The organism is Clostridium neonatale (genome assembly GCF_900465025.1).
GTDB lineage: Bacteria > Bacillota > Clostridia > Clostridiales > Clostridiaceae > Clostridium > Clostridium neonatale.
Genome location: NZ_UICR01000001.1, coordinates 2,207,711 through 2,225,909 on the forward strand (window position 1 = coordinate 2,207,711; position 18,199 = coordinate 2,225,909).

The 18,199-nt window shown below is 28.4% G+C and carries 15 protein-coding genes; 12 read left to right on the forward strand and 3 right to left on the reverse strand.

Annotated features, from left to right (window positions below):
- Nucleotides 1–40: 40 nt before the first annotated feature.
- Nucleotides 41–1,285, forward strand: coding sequence for a cytosine deaminase (codA, locus tag CNEONATNEC86_RS10230; protein ID WP_159135942.1), 1,245 nt, complete (start codon nt 41–43; stop codon nt 1,283–1,285).
- Nucleotides 1,286–1,550: 265 nt separating this feature from the next.
- Nucleotides 1,551–1,868: a nucleotide pyrophosphohydrolase gene (locus CNEONATNEC86_RS10235; RefSeq protein WP_159135943.1), complete on the forward strand. Its 318-nt coding sequence runs from the start codon at nt 1,551–1,553 to the stop codon at nt 1,866–1,868.
- Between the two features lie 89 nt (nt 1,869–1,957).
- Here CNEONATNEC86_RS10235 and CNEONATNEC86_RS10240 read toward each other — a convergent pair whose 3' ends face one another.
- Complete coding sequence (locus CNEONATNEC86_RS10240) at nt 1,958–2,332, reverse strand: winged helix-turn-helix transcriptional regulator (RefSeq protein WP_159135944.1); 375 nt, start codon at nt 2,330–2,332, stop codon at nt 1,958–1,960.
- Between the two features lie 124 nt (nt 2,333–2,456).
- Between CNEONATNEC86_RS10240 and CNEONATNEC86_RS10245 the strand changes: the two genes are divergently transcribed.
- The 5 genes from CNEONATNEC86_RS10245 to pepV all read left to right on the forward strand — a co-directional run bounded on the left by CNEONATNEC86_RS10245 (nt 2,457) and on the right by pepV (nt 8,284).
- The gene (locus CNEONATNEC86_RS10245) at nt 2,457–2,975 is read left to right on the forward strand and encodes a DJ-1/PfpI family protein (RefSeq protein ID WP_159135945.1); all 519 of its coding nucleotides are present in this window, start codon (nt 2,457–2,459) and stop codon (nt 2,973–2,975) included.
- A 489-nt stretch (nt 2,976–3,464) separates the two neighbouring features.
- Nucleotides 3,465–3,890: a hypothetical protein gene (locus CNEONATNEC86_RS10250; protein ID WP_159135946.1), complete on the forward strand. Its 426-nt coding sequence runs from the start codon at nt 3,465–3,467 to the stop codon at nt 3,888–3,890.
- Between the two features lie 15 nt (nt 3,891–3,905).
- The gene (locus tag CNEONATNEC86_RS10255; protein ID WP_159135947.1) at nt 3,906–4,085 is read left to right on the forward strand and encodes a hypothetical protein; all 180 of its coding nucleotides are present in this window, start codon (nt 3,906–3,908) and stop codon (nt 4,083–4,085) included.
- A gap of 550 nt (nt 4,086–4,635) precedes the next feature.
- Entirely contained in the window at nt 4,636–6,738 is a 2,103-nt protein-coding gene (locus CNEONATNEC86_RS10260; RefSeq protein ID WP_159135948.1) for a penicillin-binding transpeptidase domain-containing protein, read from the forward strand.
- 142 nt (nt 6,739–6,880) lie between these two features.
- Nucleotides 6,881–8,284: a dipeptidase PepV gene (pepV, locus tag CNEONATNEC86_RS10265; protein ID WP_125149752.1), complete on the forward strand. Its 1,404-nt coding sequence runs from the start codon at nt 6,881–6,883 to the stop codon at nt 8,282–8,284.
- A gap of 413 nt (nt 8,285–8,697) precedes the next feature.
- Here the strand turns inward: pepV and CNEONATNEC86_RS10270 are convergent, their stop codons facing one another.
- Together CNEONATNEC86_RS10270 and CNEONATNEC86_RS10275 are read right to left on the reverse strand one after the other, a co-directional pair.
- Complete coding sequence (locus CNEONATNEC86_RS10270) at nt 8,698–10,194, reverse strand: response regulator transcription factor (RefSeq protein ID WP_125149751.1); 1,497 nt, start codon at nt 10,192–10,194, stop codon at nt 8,698–8,700.
- Nucleotides 10,175–11,926, reverse strand: a complete 1,752-nt coding sequence (locus CNEONATNEC86_RS10275; protein ID WP_159135949.1) for a sensor histidine kinase — start codon at nt 11,924–11,926, stop codon at nt 10,175–10,177. The genes CNEONATNEC86_RS10270 and CNEONATNEC86_RS10275 overlap by 20 nt, the downstream gene beginning before the upstream one ends.
- Nucleotides 11,927–12,046: 120 nt before the next feature.
- On the opposite strand from CNEONATNEC86_RS10275, the gene CNEONATNEC86_RS10280 reads away from it, so the two are divergent.
- From CNEONATNEC86_RS10280 to CNEONATNEC86_RS10300, 5 genes are all read left to right on the forward strand, one after another.
- Nucleotides 12,047–13,354: an ABC transporter substrate-binding protein gene (locus tag CNEONATNEC86_RS10280; protein WP_159116199.1), complete on the forward strand. Its 1,308-nt coding sequence runs from the start codon at nt 12,047–12,049 to the stop codon at nt 13,352–13,354.
- A gap of 81 nt (nt 13,355–13,435) precedes the next feature.
- Nucleotides 13,436–14,404, forward strand: a complete 969-nt coding sequence (locus CNEONATNEC86_RS10285) for a carbohydrate ABC transporter permease (RefSeq protein WP_200847555.1) — start codon at nt 13,436–13,438, stop codon at nt 14,402–14,404.
- An 11-nt stretch (nt 14,405–14,415) separates the two neighbouring features.
- A complete protein-coding gene (locus tag CNEONATNEC86_RS10290; protein ID WP_058295394.1) occupies nt 14,416–15,252 on the forward strand; it encodes a carbohydrate ABC transporter permease in 837 nt (278 codons plus the stop codon).
- 34 nt (nt 15,253–15,286) lie between these two features.
- Nucleotides 15,287–17,290: a beta-galactosidase trimerization domain-containing protein gene (locus CNEONATNEC86_RS10295; RefSeq protein ID WP_058295393.1), complete on the forward strand. Its 2,004-nt coding sequence runs from the start codon at nt 15,287–15,289 to the stop codon at nt 17,288–17,290.
- A gap of 16 nt (nt 17,291–17,306) precedes the next feature.
- On the forward strand, nt 17,307–18,185 hold the full coding sequence (locus CNEONATNEC86_RS10300) for an ROK family protein (protein WP_159116201.1): 879 nt from the start codon (nt 17,307–17,309) through the stop codon (nt 18,183–18,185).
- Nucleotides 18,186–18,199: the final 14 nt, after the last annotated feature.

Consider the following 18,199-nt stretch of genomic DNA (forward strand, 5'->3'; position numbering starts at 1 on the left):
TTAATATATCTATTAAAGAGCAAGAAAGGTTGAGAAGAAAATGAAAATATTTAGAAATGCAAAACTTAGAAATACAAACCAATTATTTGACATTATAGTTGAGGGAGATGTTATAAAGGATATTAAGCCAGTTGATGGTAATTATTATCAAATGGCTGAAAATATTGATTTAAAAGGGAAATTAGTATGTGAACCTTATGTTGAATCACATATACATCTTGATTATGTTTATACAGCAAATATGCCAAATAAAAATGAAACAGGAACATTATTTGAGGGAATTGCAAGATGGTCTGAAGCAAAGGATTCTTTAACTACAGATGAAGTTAAAGAACGTGCAATGAAGGCAATTAAAAGTCAAGTTCATAGTGGAGTTCAATATATAAGAACTCATGTAGATGTTACTCATCCAAAGTTAACAGCTTTAAAAGCAATGCTTGAATTAAAAGAACAATTAAAGGATATTGTGACTCTTCAACTAATTGCATTTCCACAAGAAGGAATGTATGCATATAAAGGAGGAGATGAGCTAGTTGAAGAAGCTTTGAAAATGGGTGCCGACGTAGTAGGTGGGATCCCACATTTTGAATTAACTAGAGAGTACGGTGAAAAATCTATAAAAAAAGCTGTAGAATTAGCATGTAAGTATAATAAACTTATAGATTTGCACTGTGATGAAACTGATGATGAACAATCACGCTTTTTAGAAGTTCTAGCAGCTGAAAGTTATCTTGCAGGATTAGGAGACAAGGCTACAGCTAGTCATACTTGTGCTATGGGATCATATAATAATGCCTATGCTTTTAAGCTTTTTAAATTATTAAAACAAAGTGAAATAAACTTTATATCTTGTCCTACAGAAAATATACATCTTCAAGGAAGATATGATACTTATCCTAAGAGAAGAGGCTTAACTAGAATAAAAGAACTTACTGATGCAGGAATGAATGTAAGTTTTGCTCAAGATTCTATTTCAGATCCATGGTATCCACTTGGAACAGGAAATCTTATGAATATATTAGATTTTGGGTTACATATTGGTCATTTAATGTCTCAAGAAGAAATAGAAAAAGGTTTAGATTTTATAACAAAAAATGGTGCAAAGACACTTCATTTAGGTGATGGATATTATATAAAACCTGGAAATAAAGCAAACTTTATAGTTTTAGATGCAGAAAATGAATTTGAGGCTATTAGAGAACGAAGTGGAATTATAATGTCTGTAAGAAATGGAAAAATTTTAGTAGAAAAGGAACCAATGAAATTAATTAAAGATTGTTTTTAGAATAAAGTTGATTGAAAAACAAAAATTGTAATTATTATTAGAGAAGTATTTTAATACTATTCTTTTTCTCTATAGACCAGTTATAATATAAATTAAAGCAATACAGCACTCTAAAATAAAGAGTATCGTATTGCTTTTTAAAATGTAAAAAGCGAGGATTTTTAAATTATATAAATTTTAATGACATGCTGCTATTTATATAATCATAAAATTCAATAAATGATATAATAAAATAAATACATATGAGAGATAGAGGATTAATAAAATGCAAAAAACAATAGAAAGAATAAGAAAGTTCAGAAATGACAGAGACTGGTCTCAGTTTCATACACCAGCTAATTTATCAAAAGCAATATCAATAGAAGCAGGTGAACTTTTAGAAGAATTTTTATGGGATGAAGAGAATTACAATAAGGAGCATGCATGTGAAGAACTTGCAGATGTTTTAGTGTATTGTGTACATATGGCAGACTGCCTTGGAGTTGATATTGAAAAGATCATAAATAGTAAAATGGATAAGAATGAAAAGAAATATCCAGTTGAGAAAGCAAAAGGAAATAGCAAAAAATATACTGAGTTATAATATTTAATATAATTAAAATTAAAGCGAGTGGATTTTCTTTTAGCCAGACGAGAAAAAAAGCCTTGAGTTATTTATCAAGACTTTTTTATTTATATTAAATTTTCATCTTTCAATTGCTGGATTCTCATTTTTCCCCATTCATAAAGCATATCCACAATTGGTATAAGTGTAGATCCAAGTTCAGTAATTGAATATTCTACTTTAGGAGGAACCTCATCAAACGTTTTTCTTGTAATAATGCCATCTTCTGTAAGTTCTTTTAACTGATTAGCTAAAACTTTGTGAGAAATATTTGAAAATAGGCGTTGTAGTTCATTAAAGCGATAAGGGCCTTCATGACCTAAATGCCATATAATAACCACCTTCCATTTTCCACTTATAATTGAAAGAGTAAATTCCTTTTCACAATTAAATTGTCTTTTTTCTAATTTTTCTTTAATTTCTTTGCGTAATGTATCGCTCAAATTTATCACATCTTTTCTTTAGGTTACTTTTTTGTTACTAGGTTACAACAAAGTGCATTATTTACTTTATTATAGAATAAATCTATAATGAATTCAACAAATGGATATAATAGGAGGATAAGACATGAAGAAAAAAGCATTATTTATAATTCCACCAGATAGATATAATGAGGAGGAATTGAACATTCCTAAAGATATATTAACAAAGGCTGGTGTTGAGGTAACTGTATCAAGTACAAAAAAAGGTGAAATAACTGGAGATGGAAAAGTAATTACCAAATCAACATCAATTTTTAATGAAGAAGATATGGCAAAATATGATGTTATAGCTGTTATTGGTGGCTCTGGTACAATTGACTATTTGTGGAATAATAAGGAGTTAATTGATTATTTAAAAGACGCATATAACAAGAAAATCTTAATTACAGGTATATGTGCTGGATCTTGTGTTATAGCACAAACTGGACTTTTAAAGGGGCGTAAAGGTACATGCTATCCAGTAGAAAATATGATCGATGAACTTAAAAAGGCAGATGTAACTTACCTTACAGACCATGTTGTTAAGCATGATGATATAATTACAAGTGATGGACCAATGGGAGCAAAAGACTTTGGTGAAACACTTGTAGGAGTTTTAAAGTAATAAAATATTTTGCAAATTAGAACTTGTGTAAAAGCAGGCTCTTTTTTGATTATAATTTTATAAAAAATTAATACAATATGTTGAAAAAATAAATCATATTTATAATTCATTAGATGAAATTATAGATTTATAAAATAGAATAGTCTATATTTTCATTAAGTAATAATAGATATGTAAAAGCTAAGAAACTAGAAATAGGATTTGCTTATAATAAAAATAAATCATTAAATTATTCATTTTTATTCATATTATAACTTATATTGACAATACAGTATAGATTAACTTATAATAAGTCGAATAATTATCTATAAAAATTTAATTTACCAATATTTAGAGTGAAATTGAAAAAAATGAATATTAAAAAAAAGAGGATTAATAGTAATTTTTACGGTATTTTCTTTACTAATTGTTATGACATCAATATCGGGGGGAATATACATATATAATCATACGATTAATCAGACAGAGGAAGAAGCATTAAAATCCCTAATGTCAATTGTAAATATGATAGATACAGATAAATTTGAAAACTTTATGGAAAATAAAGATATGGAAGATGCATATTATAAATCACTTCAAAAAGATTTTACAGAAATAAAGTTAGCGAATAATTTTAAATATCTTTATACTGAAAGCTATGATAAAGATGGAAAAACTACAGTTTATGGAGTGGATACATTAAATATTAATGTAGATGGTGATCCATATGAGATTGGTGAAGCGGTAAATGCTGACATAGCTTTAGAATCAGTTGAAAAATTAGTTTCAGATTCAGAACGTATTTTAAACTTTTTAGACTTTGAAGTTGTTAAAAACTATGAAATGTTCTTGGCTACTGGGCAACAATATACTAAAGAATCAAATGAAATGGTAAGTATCTTTGAAGAATTTAATATATCTACACAAAAACTTTAGGATTCAACTAATGTTATGACAAAGGCAATAGATGATATTACAAGTGCTGCAAATGCAACCACAGAGGATGTAATGAATATTGTTGGCGATGTTGAACATATTAATAGTAATTCAGAAACATTGTATGAAGAAATAAATACAACTAAGCAAAGAGCAAATGAACTTATTGAATTAGTTAATCATTTGAAAATCTAGTTTAGAAATAATTTAAAGTGGGATAAATTTCATATACCAACAAATTTAATTGATAAAAGTCTTAGAATTTTCTAAGGCTTTTTTTATTTATGTAAATTTAAGTAAAGAAATATAAATAGACATTGGTGAGTTTTTTGGGGAAAAATTTTGTTGAATGAATAAAATTGTAATAAAAGGCATATATATGAAGAATTTGAGGATGTTTTATTAATTTTGATTAATGGTATTTATTACATTAAAAGAAGATGATATAATCTTAAATTATATCAACATGCAAATTCACATATTTGTAATAAATTTAAAGATGGGAGATGCTCAGAAGTAGACATAGAGTATAAAATTTCAAAGGAAAATTAATATAAACAATATTTCAGATCAATGTGGAATTTCAGAAGATAAAGTTAAAGAGATATTAGAGTAAAAATCAAATTTTTCAGTGACTTTGATGGTTACGGATTTCTAGAAATATTCAATTAGTTATATGGTGACAGTCACCTCCCGAAAGATGTCGATATTTTTTTATTTAACTAAAATGAAAGTGAGGTAGTGTATGAGAAGAAGTAGAAGAAATGATGGAAAACCATTGTTTCGATTAATGTTGATATTAGGAATAGTGGCTTTTAGCTTATCAGCAGTGTTTGCATTTATAATATTTTTTAAATTACCTAAATATGCGAAACCTGAAGAATTATTAGTGCAATATATGAATAATATTGAACAGAAAAAATATGAAGATATGTATGGAGTGTTAAGCAAGGAAAGTACAACTAAGATTAGCAAAGAAGATTACATAGCCAGAAATTCTAAAATTTATGAAGGCATTGAAGCTCACAATATTAAAGTAAATGTAAAGGATACAGTTAATAATAAAGATAACACAATAACAGTTTCATATTCTACATCATTTGATACTGTTGCTGGAAAAGTAAGTTTTGATAATAAAGCTTTATTTTTAAAACAAGATAAAGGATATGGCCTCATGTGGAGTGATAATCTTATATTTCCTGACCTAGGAGAAAATGATAAGGTTAAAGTATCTAGAGATAAAGCTCAGCGCGGACAAATATTGGATAGAAATGGACAGTTACTTGCAGGAAAAGGAGCAGCTTCCTCTGTTGGTATTGTTCCTGAAAAACTTTCAGACAAGAGTGATTCACTTAACAAAATAGCTGAACTACTAGGGATAGAAAGAGAAACAATAGATAAAAAATTAAGTGCAGGATGGGTGAAAGGTAATTCCTTTGTTCCAATTAAGACTATTCCTAAAGTTAGTGAATCGAGTTTAATAAATGGAGAAACTAATGTGGAAACACAAGATGAAACAGAGGACAAACTCCTTTCTATACCAGGAGTAATGATTTCGGATGTTGATAGAAGAGAATACCCATTAAAAGAAGCTGCAGCACATCTTGTAGGATATGTTCAAAGTGTAACAGCGGAAGATCTAGAGCAACATGAAGGGGAAGGATATAGTTCAGATAGTGTAATTGGGAAAAGTGGAATGGAAGGGCTTTATGAAAAAGATTTGAAGGGACAGGATGGAATTAAAGTAAGTATTGTAAATGAATTTGGAAATGAAAAGAAAGTATTAGCAAGCATTGCAAAAGAAGATGGAAAAGATATTAAGCTTACAATAGATTCATCTCTTCAACTTGATTTATATGAACAATTTAAAGATGATAAAAGCTCTTCAGTAGCAATGAATCCATATACAGGAGAAGTGCTCGCACTAGTTAGTACTCCATCATATGATAATAATGATTTTATTATGGGAATGTCAGAAGAGAAGTGGAATTCATTAAATGAAGATGAAAATAAACCTTTATATAATCGCTTCAGGCAAAAATGGGCTCCAGGTTCCTCTTTTAAATCAATTATTGCTGAAATTGGTCTAAGTACAGGAGCAATTAATCCTAATGAGGATTATGGAGATGAAGGACTAAGCTGGCAGAAAGATAAATCGTGGGGGAATTATTATGTGACTACTCTTCATGAATATTCTCCAGTAAACTTAGAAAATGCACTTATTTATTCAGATAATATTTATTTTGCAAAGGCAGCATTAAAAATCGGTGCAGAAGATTTAAAGAAATCTTTAGATAAGTTAGGCTTTAATGAACAATTACCATTTGAAATTACTATGGAAAAGTCACAATATTCTAATACAGATAAAATTGAAACAGAGATACAGTTGGCAGATAGTGGATATGGGCAAGGACAAGTACTCATAAATCCATTACATCTCGCTAGTTTGTATACATCATTTAATAATGAAGGAAATGTGATAAAGCCTTATTTGCTTTATAAGCAAGATGCAAAAGCAGATATATGGATTCCAAATGCATTTTCAAGTGATGTTACAAATGAAGTTATGAAAGGTCTAAAAAAGGTAGTAAATGATCCTCATGGAACTGGATATGGAGCATATAGAGATGATATTTCGCTTTTTGGTAAGACTGGTACAGCTGAAATAAAAACATCACAAGATGATAAAAACGGTACAGAGCTCGGCTGGTTTGCAGTATCTACCTCAGACAAAAATGCACAAAAGCCAATATTAATAGTTAGCATGGTAGAGGATGTAAAAGATAGAGGCGGAAGTGCATATGTTGTAAACAAGGATAAAATTGTGCTGGACAAATATTTAAGGTGACAGATGAAGATACTATATTTTCATGAACAAACTTTTTTAGAATATATATATTTCAATAAAAATGTTAAAAATACAACAATTTGAGTTATACTATAAATGTACATAATATTAATAATTAAATGTAAGGAAGAAGGTAATAAAAATGTATAAGAAACAAATTGAAGAGTATTTTGAAAATAATAAAGATGAGATGCTTAATGATATATGTAATATAGTAAGGATAAAGAGTGACAGAGGAGAAGCAAAAGAAAATATGCCTTATGGTGAAGGCCCTGCAAAGGCACTTGAAGCAGCATTAAGGCTTGCAGAAAGTATGGGATTTAAGACTAAAAATTATGATAATTACGTAGGAACTGTTGATTTTAATGATAATGAAAAAGGTCTTGATATATTAGCTCATTTAGACGTTGTCCCAGCAGGTGATGAATGGACTGTAACTAAGCCTTATGAGCCAATAATAAAGGATGGGAAAATATATGGAAGAGGAACATCAGATGATAAAGGTCCTGCTATAGTTGCTTTATATGCATTAAAAGCAGTTAAGGATTTAAATATTCCTTTAAGTAAAAATGTAAGATTAATTTTAGGTACTGATGAAGAATGTGGAAGTTCAGACATTGAGCATTATTATAAATTAGAAAAAGAAGCTCCAATGACATTTTCACCAGATGCTGAATTTCCACTTATAAATATTGAAAAGGGACAGTTAGCTGCAGAATTTACAAGTGAATATGTTGAAGATAAAGCACTTCCAAGAATTATATCAATTAATGGAGGAGTAAAGGCTAATGTTGTTCCTGATAAAGCCACAGCTGTAGTTGAAGGATTTGATTTAGAGATTGTTAAAGAACTATGTAAAAAGGAAGAAGAAAAGACAAATGTTAAGTTTACTGTAAGTGAAGATGATTCTTTAATTACAATTAACGCTAAGGGTAAAGGAGCTCATGCTTCAACACCTGAAAATGGAGATAATGCAATAACAGCTATAATTGAATTATTATGCTCAATGCCATGTGCAAAAAGTGAAGGATTTGATAGGCTATGTAGCGTAAATAAATTATTCCCTCATAATGATTTTATTGGGAAAGGTTGTGGGATTGTTATGAGTGATGAATTAAGCGGAAGTTTAAGTATTGCATTTACTATTTTTGAATATAATTTAACAAGCTTAAAAGGAACTTTTGATTCAAGAGCACCTATTTGTGCAACTGATGAAAATTTAACTGAAGTATTAAGAAAGAACATGAAAGATTTAAACATAGCATTAGAAGATAAAAAATTAAATCCATCACATCACGTAAGCTGTGATTCTGATTTTGTGCGTACATTATTAAAATGTTATGAAGAATATAGTGGACAAAAGGGTGAATGTTTAGCCATAGGTGGAGGTACTTATGTACATCATCTTAAAAATGGTGTAGCTTTTGGATGCTCAATGCCTGGAACTGACAACAACATGCATGGAAATGATGAATTTGCTGTTATTGATGAATTGATGTTAAGTGGAAAGATATTTACACAAGCCATAATAGATTTATGCAAATAGTAGAAGTTTCTTTAGTGATTTCAATGAATTTCTTTAAACTGATGGCTATAATGGTTATAACTCCGTTATCAATGCTACAAGAATAAAATATGAAAATTAAAGATAATAAATAAATTAAATCCCAGTAAAGTTTAGTAATTACTTTGCTGGGATATTTTTTATTCTTTAGGAAATTATATTCTCGGATAATCTGTGAATAAGTCATTTTAAAAATATTGCAATAGAATAATGAATAGTTCCTAAAGAATAAAAAATAAATTATATGCGCCTGGCCTTTTCTTCGGCAAGCTCAGAAAATCTAGAATGCGCTGAAAAAAATCGACGGCTAAAGGATTTTCTTGAATTTAAGTTACTGTATTCTATTGGATTTATATTTTATAGATGATTATATCATAGTCGCCTTGGCGATTTTTTTATAGAACTGAAAATTTTTTATTTTTATATTTAAGTGGCGATACACCTACATACTTTTTAAATAACTTACTGAAGTAGTAGTAATCTTTATACCCAACCTTTTCAGCTACTTCTGAAAGCTTTATGTCATCATTTTTAAGTAGGGATTTAGCTTCACTAATGCGTTTTTTTGTTGTATATTCAACTAAGCTTTCACCTGTAATTTTTTTGAATGTAGAACTTAAATGACAACTATTAATATAAAACTGAGCTGATAAAAAATCTAAATTTATATCCTCAGAATAATAGTTTTTATCTATATAATCCTTGACTTTTATTATAGTATTTGATGAAATAGAATTTTTAGTGTTTTTAATCTTAGATTGCTCGTTAGTTAATCGCTCATAGCAAGTATAACAATAATCTTTAATATAATTTAAATCTTTGCTTGCATATAATAGATTATTTACTAGATCAATATTTATTAAAGAGAAATATTCGCCATTACCTTCTAGAAAGACATCTTCCATAGCAGATAAAAAATAAGTTACTAGTGATTTAAGAGCATGTACATCTTTAATTCTACTTACTTCATTTAAATAAAACTCAAACTTATTTGTTAAAGTGGTTTTTGTATTAGAGCGTATTAATAGCTGAAAGTCAAGCTTAAGACTTTTAGGAAGTGTGTAAGTTTTATATTTAATATCATTAAAAGTGAATATTGAAAACTCGTTATAAAAAATTTTAGAAGGAAATAATGTAATACATTCAAGAAAGGAATCCTTCAAGTTTTTTATATCTGTACAGCTTTTATTAAAATAACAATAAGATAATATTTTATTTTTAATTAGATAGTTAAGTTTACTTTTTATCTCATCGGAATATATGCAATTAATAAGTAATATCTTGTTTTTTTTAGAAAGACCATATATAACATCATAAGATTTAAAATTATCATCTAAAAAGTTATATAAATTATTTATATAATCTTCTTTTGACAATTCTACTGATATAAAAATAAAGTTATCTTCCTTAATGTTAAGGAGAGAATCTTTTTTATCTAAGTCATTATAAAGTAAATCTACTATGTATTGATATTTTGACTTTTCATCTAATTCATGTAAGGCTGCTAGATTTTGAGCTGATTTTTCAATTAAAGATATACATTTTTCTATGGAACTATAAAGGTCTGATTTCTTTACTGGTTTAAGTAAGTAATCTACAATATTATATTTAATGGCTTGTCTAGCATATTCGAATTTTTCAAAACATGTAAGAAATATTACGTTAGTTTGATAGGATTCAGCTCTCAAATTTTGCAAAAGTTCAATCCCTGTTAATTTCGGCATTTGTATATCAATTATTGCTATATCAATTGAATTATTTCTAATAAGTTCTAAGGCCTCAAATCCATCAGAAGCTTGAAAAATATTGTTAAATGAAAAGGTACTATCTTTCAAATATTTCAAAATTTTTGCTCTAATAAGATATTCATCATCAACTAAAAGTATATTCATCTCTGTATAAATCCTTTCTTATTGCAGGTATTACTAGAGTAATAGTAGTTCCTTTATTTTTTTGGCTTTTAATATTGAAAATACAGTTATTATGATAAACCAATTTTAAACGTTCTATAGTATTTTTTACGGCAAATCCACCTTTTGCAGAAGAGGAGATATTACCGTTAATTACTTTTTTTAATTCATCTTCTGTCATTCCTATACCAGTATCTTCTATAGTTATTTTTAGTTCATCATTAAAGTATTCAATAGCAACTATTACTTTGCCTTTATCATCATAATTTTTTAGGCCATGATAAATAGCATTTTCTACTAACGGTTGAATTAAAAGTTTAGGACAAGAGAAGTGTTCCAGATTAGAATCACATATAATGTCATAATCAAAAATATTATAATATCTTAGCTTCATAATTTTCAAATAGCTTTCTGTTAAGGAAATCTCATCCCTAATTGAAATAATATTGTTTCCTTTGCTTAATGCACCTCTGTAGAAGGTAGAAAGATTTGAGATTATGTCTACAGCTTCATCATTCATGTCAAGTTCAATTAAAGCAGAAATATTTTCTAATGAATTATATAAAAAATGGGGCTTTATTTGTAACTGAATTAATTGAAATTCAAATTCTTTCTTCTTATTTTGTTCAATAGTTATTTTGTCTAATAAATTTTTTATATAGACTATAAGATTATTAAATTTTTTTGAAAGTAATCCTATTTCATCATCAGATAAAATATCTATTTCTGCTGCCCAATTACCTTTTTCAATTTGATTTATAGCTAAAGATAAATTGGTAATTGGCTTTATAATGGATTTTGAAATAGACTTAGAAAGAACATAAGAACATAATAAACCTATTAATGATAAAATAATCAAGGATAAAATAAGTGTTTTTTTATTTTTAATTAAATCTTTTAAATAGATATCAGCAACTATGTTCCAGTTCAATTTGTTGTTGTACAGCATAAGAGTTAATTTATCTTCTTTCCTATTATTTATTATTTTTACAGGATCTCTTGCAGTAGCTAATTTTAAGTTTTTTCTTAATTTAAAAATATTATTAGAAATTTCACCTTGATTAGAAGATGAAATTATAACTCCTTTGGGATTAATAATAAAGAAATCAGTAAATTTAGTGTATTTGCTGTTTGTATAGTTTGTAGATAAAGTAGATTCATCAATAAATACTTCTAAGTATCCAATTAATTTGCCAGTATTCATATTAAATATTTGTCTTGTTGTATAAAAATAAGGATTTCCTACTGTATCTGAAATTGCACCATACCATTTATTAAATTCCATATTGTAATTAGACAAACTAATAAGCTTACTATTTGTTTTAAATGTAAAGTCGGTTGTAGTGTGGAGTATGATTCCAGATATAACTGAGTCTTTATACATGCTATTATCTATGGCTCTTTGAATTTTTAATACGTCTGCTTTGCTAGGTTGAATATTATTTATACTACTATTAGTTAAAGTATTCTGAACATCTGAATCGATAATAATTCCAGTTGAACTTAATTGAGCAGAATTTAAAACTAATTCAGCTTGGTTTCCTATTATCTCTAATGTATCTAATTCCCTAGATATAGAGTTATTCTTTATAGTGTTGTATGAAATAAAGTAGGATATAAAAATAAGTAGCAGTATTATTGATAAAGTTACTAAGAATGAAAAATAGAATACTTTATCTTTTATAGATTTAAATTTTAAAAGGTTAGTTTTCATAAAACACCTCCAAATAAATTCTAAAAATAATACAATACGAATCAAAGAAAATACATTCAATTCCTTTAGTGTAAATGTTAACATAAAACTATCATAAATAAAAGATAGGGAGAGGGTTTTATGAAAAAAAAAATTATAGGCTTAGTTTTAGCTGCAATGACTATGACTTCATTAATTGGTTGTGGAGGTAATAGTTCTAACACAACTAGCAAAGGCGAAAATGTTGTAACTATAAAGGTACTATCAAGATATAGTAGCGACCAAGGAGCAGATGATAGAGTTGTTAATGGTAGGATAGAGAAGTTTATGGAGGAAAATCCTAATATTAAAATTGAACATGAAGCTATTGGTGATGAAGCAACATATAACAATATGTTTAAAACATCTGTTGCAACAGGAGATGTTCCAGATGTTTTAGTAAACTATGGAGGAACACAATTTAAAGATTATGTTGAGAGTGGATTATTTTATGATTTAAGTAAAGTTGCATCGGAAGATAGTGCATGGAGTGATAAATATATTCCAAGCATGCTTGATTCATGGAAGTTTGATGGTATAGAGGGATTTTATGGTGTTCCTATGTCAAGTTTTGCAACAGGACTTTATTATAACAAAGATCTATTTAAAGAAAACGGTTTAAATCCGCCTACAACAATAGAAGAGTTTGAAAAAGTATGTGATGCTTTTATGGCAAAAGGAATCACACCATTTACTTTAGGTGATAAAGATAACTTTAGAGGAGCACATCTTTTAGCAAATTTAATATTAAAGAGAGAAGATTTTGATTATACAAAATCTATTATTGATGGAAAAACTAAGTGGAACGATACAGCTATGAAAGAAGTATTCGAATTAATGTCTGATTGGCAAAAAAAAGGTTACTTAGGTGAGAATATTACAACATTAGATTCAGTTGGTGAACAATCTTTGTTCTTAAATGGTGATACTCCAATGCACTTAAATGGTTCATGGTTTATGAATCAAATTAATGATTCTGAAAATCCAGAAAGATTTGGATTTGTTCCATTCCCTTACTTTGAAAAGTATGCTGAAAATAAAAATAATTGGCATTCAGGTACTTCAGAAGGATTTAGTTTAGCTGCTAATAATGGAGAAGAAAGATTAGAAGCTTCAATAAAACTATTAAAGTATTTAACTGATGCAGAAGCATATAATGAATCGCAAAAAATATCTAAGGGTGGAATATTCCCAGTAACTACAATGGAACAAATTGATGACATTACACCAATAGCTAAAGAATTTAAGGAAGCTTTTGTAGATGTTAAAGAGACAAAGTTGGAGCCAGGGGATTATGCTAAGAATCCACAATTAAGAGAAGAAATAAGAGATGCTATACAAGGGATGTTTGCTGGAACTAGCGTTGATGATACTTTGACTAGAATTCAAAAAGTAGCTGATATGGAATAAGTTTATGATCCATAATAGGGTTGTAAAATTTTACGACCTTATTATGGAGAAAAATAATGAATCAAGGAGGTAAGAGAGAAAATGAAAAATACTGTTATAGAAGAAGTAGAACATAATCATAGTAGTACACCAACATTTAATACTATGCTGAAAAAATCTAAATTTAAGAGGGCTTTAAAAGAAAATATTATATGTACATTATTTATTCTTCCTGCCATTGCTATATATACTTTCTTTTATACATCTTCAGTAGTAAAGTCATTATATTTATCATTTGTAAAATGGAATGGTATACCTGCTATCGATAAAAAATTCGTAGGGTTAAGAAATTTTATTAACATATTTAAGGATCCATCATTTTATAGTGCATTAAAAAATGTAGGGGTTTTTATGCTGATAAGTTTTGTTATAATAATGCCATTTGCATATCTTTTAGCACTGTTAGTTAGTAGTAAATATATTAATGGAAAAAGATTTTTCAAGACAGTATATTTCCTACCTTCAATAATACCAACAGCAGCAACAGGTTTAATGTGGACATTGATTTTATATAAATCAGGTGGTGCTTTAAATGCCTTGTTAATGAAAATAGGAATGGGAGCATCTCAGCAAGACTGGTTAGGTAATCCAAAGATTGCAATTTTAACGGTTGCATTAGTAAATGCATGGGTATTTATTGGGTATAATATGCTTATTTTTGTAGCTGGATTAACTAATATACCAGATGACTTAATAGAAGCAGCTAAAATTGATGGCGCTAATGGATTTAAGGAACAAATACACATAGTATTACCTTTAATGAAGGAGAGTTTTAAAATTTTTTCAGTATTAGCTGTTGTAGGATCATTTAAAGTTTTTGACATCATTTATATTATGACAGGTGGTGGACCAGGGGGAGCTACAGACGTTCCAGTAACATTATTATATGAGCAAGCATTTAAATATAATAATTTTGGATATGGTAGTTCAATTGGTATATTAATATTGGTTGCATCAATAATTTGTACATTAATATTAAATAAAGCCTTTAAAGAAAATGATGATAATTAGGGGGGAACAAAATGTTACAAAATAAGGAAAGTAAAATTTTAAAATATTGTATGTACGTTTGTGCAATAATATGGACTATATTTAGTGTTGCTCCATTAATATTCACAGTAATGTCATCATTTAAAAGTACTAATGATATATATGGAAATGCATTTTCACTTCCAAAGACTATGAGTTTTTTTAATTATGAAACTGCACTGAGTAAAGCTAATATTGTAACTGCCATATTCAACTCATTTTTCTTAGCCATATCAACAACTATATTAGTAGTAATACTTGCTACTTTAGTTGCTTATGTAATAACAAGAACAGGATTTAAATTTAGGAATTTAGTTTTAACATACTTTGTAATAGGATTAACTATTCCAATGCATACAACTATAATTCCAATTGCCGATATTATTAATAGGTATGGATTTAAAAATCACTTAACACCGCTCATATTCTTATATGCAACATTCCAATTGCCATTTGCAATCTTTATGATGTCTGGATATATGAGAGGAATAAGTAAGGAAATAGATGAAGCAGCAATAATAGATGGATGTGGACGTTTAAGATTAGTATTTGGCATATTATTACCACTTGCTAAACCAGCAGCAGCTACAATATCAGTATTCACATTCTTATCAGTATATAATGAGTTCATATTTGGACTTATGTTCTTAACTGATAAAACAAAGTATACTATTTCAGTAGCACTTATGAGCTTGAATGGAAGATATTCATCAGACAAAGGTGCAATATTTGCAGCTATATGTATGTTTATAATTCCAATAGTAATTATATATGTACTATGTCAAAAGCATGTTGAAAAAGGTATTACAGCGGGAGCTGTTAAAGGTTAAATTATTATAATTTTAAGTTTAGAGGAGAGTTATTATGGGATATAAGACAAGAAGTAGACAAATACATTTAGATTTTCATACAAGTCAATTAATAGAAGGTATAGGAAAAGATTTTAACAAAGAAGAATTTGGGGAAGTATTAGAAAAAGCTAGAGTTAATTCTATAACTTGCTTTGCTAGATGTCATCACGGGTATTTATATTATGATTCAAAAATTAATAAAGAAAGAATTCATCCTAATCTAGCTAATAAAAGTTTGTTAAAAGAACAAATAGAAGCTTGCCATGAAAGGGGAATCAAAGCACCAATATATTTACCTGTTCAATGGGATAAGTTTACTTGTGATGAACATCCAGAATGGGTGTCTAAGGATATAGATGGTAAGACAATAAAAGGTGAAGGTGGAAAGCCGGGCTTTTATGACTTTTTATGTGTAAATAGTGAATATAGAACATTTTTAAAGAATCATGTAAGAGAAATATTAGAAATGTTTCCAGAGTGTGATGGATTATTCTTTGATATAGTTATGGTAGTTCCTTGTGCTTGTGAAAACTGTAAAAAAAGTATGGAAGAGCAGGGAATTGATTATACAATAAGGGGAGAAAGGTTAAAGTTCTCTGAAAAGATGCTTACTGAATTTAAAACTGAAATGAGCCAATTTATTAAAGATATAAATCCAAATGTAACTATATTCTATAATGGTTCACATATAAGTCCACAACTTAAAGATTCACTAGATAACTATAGTCATATTGAAATTGAATCATTACCAAGTGGTGGATGGGGATATATGCATTTTCCTACAACAGTTAGATATGCTAGAAATTTAGGGAAGGACTGCTTGGGAATGACAGGAAAATTCCATACTTATTGGGGGGATTTCCACTCATTTAAAAATTTAGCTGCACTTCAATATGAATGTTTTCATATGTTAGCTCAAAATACAAAATGCTCTATTGGAGATCAATTAGATCCTAGTGGAAAAATATCTAAGGAAGTTTATGATTTAATCGGTAAGGTTTATAGTGAAGTTGAAGCAAAAGAACCTTGGTGTGAAGATGCAAAAGCTGTTTGTGAGATAGCAGTATTTACTCCAGAAGAATTTATAGACTATAATTCAAAAGAGCCATTTGGTTTAAAACCGTCAATAACTGGAGCAACTAGAATGTTACAAGAAGCATCACTTCAATTTGATATTATTGATAGTTCTATGGATTTTACTAAATATAAATTATTAGTATTACCAGAAGAGAGGGTAATGGTAAATGATGAGTTTAAGAATAAGATAGAGAAATTTATCCAAAATGGTGGCAAAATAATAGCTGTATACGAAGGTGGATTAAATGAAGAGAAAACTAAGTTTAATATACCATCTTTAAAAGTAAACTATGAAGGTAAAGGAGAATTTACTCCAACATTTGTAATACCAGAAGGTGAACTATCTAAAGATTTATATAACACAGAATATGTTATGTATGAAGATTCAGCGAAGATTTCTGTTGAAGAAGGTGAAAGAGTATTATGCAATTCAATAGAACCTTACTTCAACAGAACACCAGAACATTTTTGCTCACACCAACATGCACCAAGTAGTGGGAAAATATATGGGCCAGCTATTGTAAAGGGAAATAATTCAATATATTTTGCTCATAAGATATTCTCCCAATATCACCAATATGGATCTATTTGGTGTAAGAAGCTATTTATTAATGCAATAGATATATTATTAGAAAATAGATTAGTTAATCATAATGGACCTAGCACTATAATAAGTACATTAAATGAGCAAGAAAATAAAAATAGATATGTTCTTCATCTACTTCATTATATTCCTGAAAGAAGATGCCAAAGAATTGATGTAATTGAAGATGTAATACCTCTATACAACTTAGAAATGAAGTTAAACCTAGATAAATTACCTAAGAGTGTTACATTAGTTCCACAAAATGAAGAGGTTAAGTTTAATATTGTAGATGGAACTTTAGAGTTTACACTAGGTAAGATAAATGGTCATCAAATGGTTGAGATAAACTATTAAAGGGAAGTAAGAAGATATGAAAAAGATAATTTCAATCGATATAGGCGGTACTTTTATAAAGTATGGACTTGTAGATGAAGCAGGTGTAGTTTTATGCAAGGATAAGAAAGTAACAGTAAAAAGTGGTGCAGAAGACTTTGTTGATGAATTATGTGATATAGTAAATCTATATAAAGATAATAGCGATATTTTAGGTGTATCAATTAGTATGCCAGGCTTTATTAATAACAAAGAAGGGATACCAGTAGCATGTAGTTATCTAAGATTTATAGAAAATTACAAATTGCAGGATGAATTAGCTTCTAGAACTAATTTAGAAGTTAGAATAGAAAATGATGCAAATTGTGTTGCTTTAGCTGAAAAATTTAATGGAAATGCTACGGAATGTGAAGATTTTATATGCATAACTATAGGAACTGGGATAGGTGGCGGAATCTATTTAAATAATAATCTTATAAGAGGAAAGCAATTTAAAGGCGGAGAGTTTTGTTATATGATTACTAAGGACAAGGAAGGACATCAAATACTGAGTAAAAATTCTTCGATAACAGCCCTTATAGATATGTATAAAGAATATAAAAATCTTGACAATACTGTTGAAGTCTTAGGTGATGAAATTTTCAAAGAAGCTGAAACAGATAAAAATGTAAAAAATATTATTAATGAATGGTATGGAAATATAGCTAGAATGGTATTTAATCTTTCATCAATATTAAATCCAGAAAAGATTTTAATTGGTGGGGGCGTTAGTGCTAGAGCAGATTTAATTTATCAGATTGAGATTGCATTAAGAGAAATTCCTTGGTGGCACTTTGTAGAATGTAAATTAGAAAAGTGTAAGCATGAAAATGATGCTGGTCTAATAGGAGCGGCATATAATTTTATGAATCCCTAATGCTTAAAGTAAAG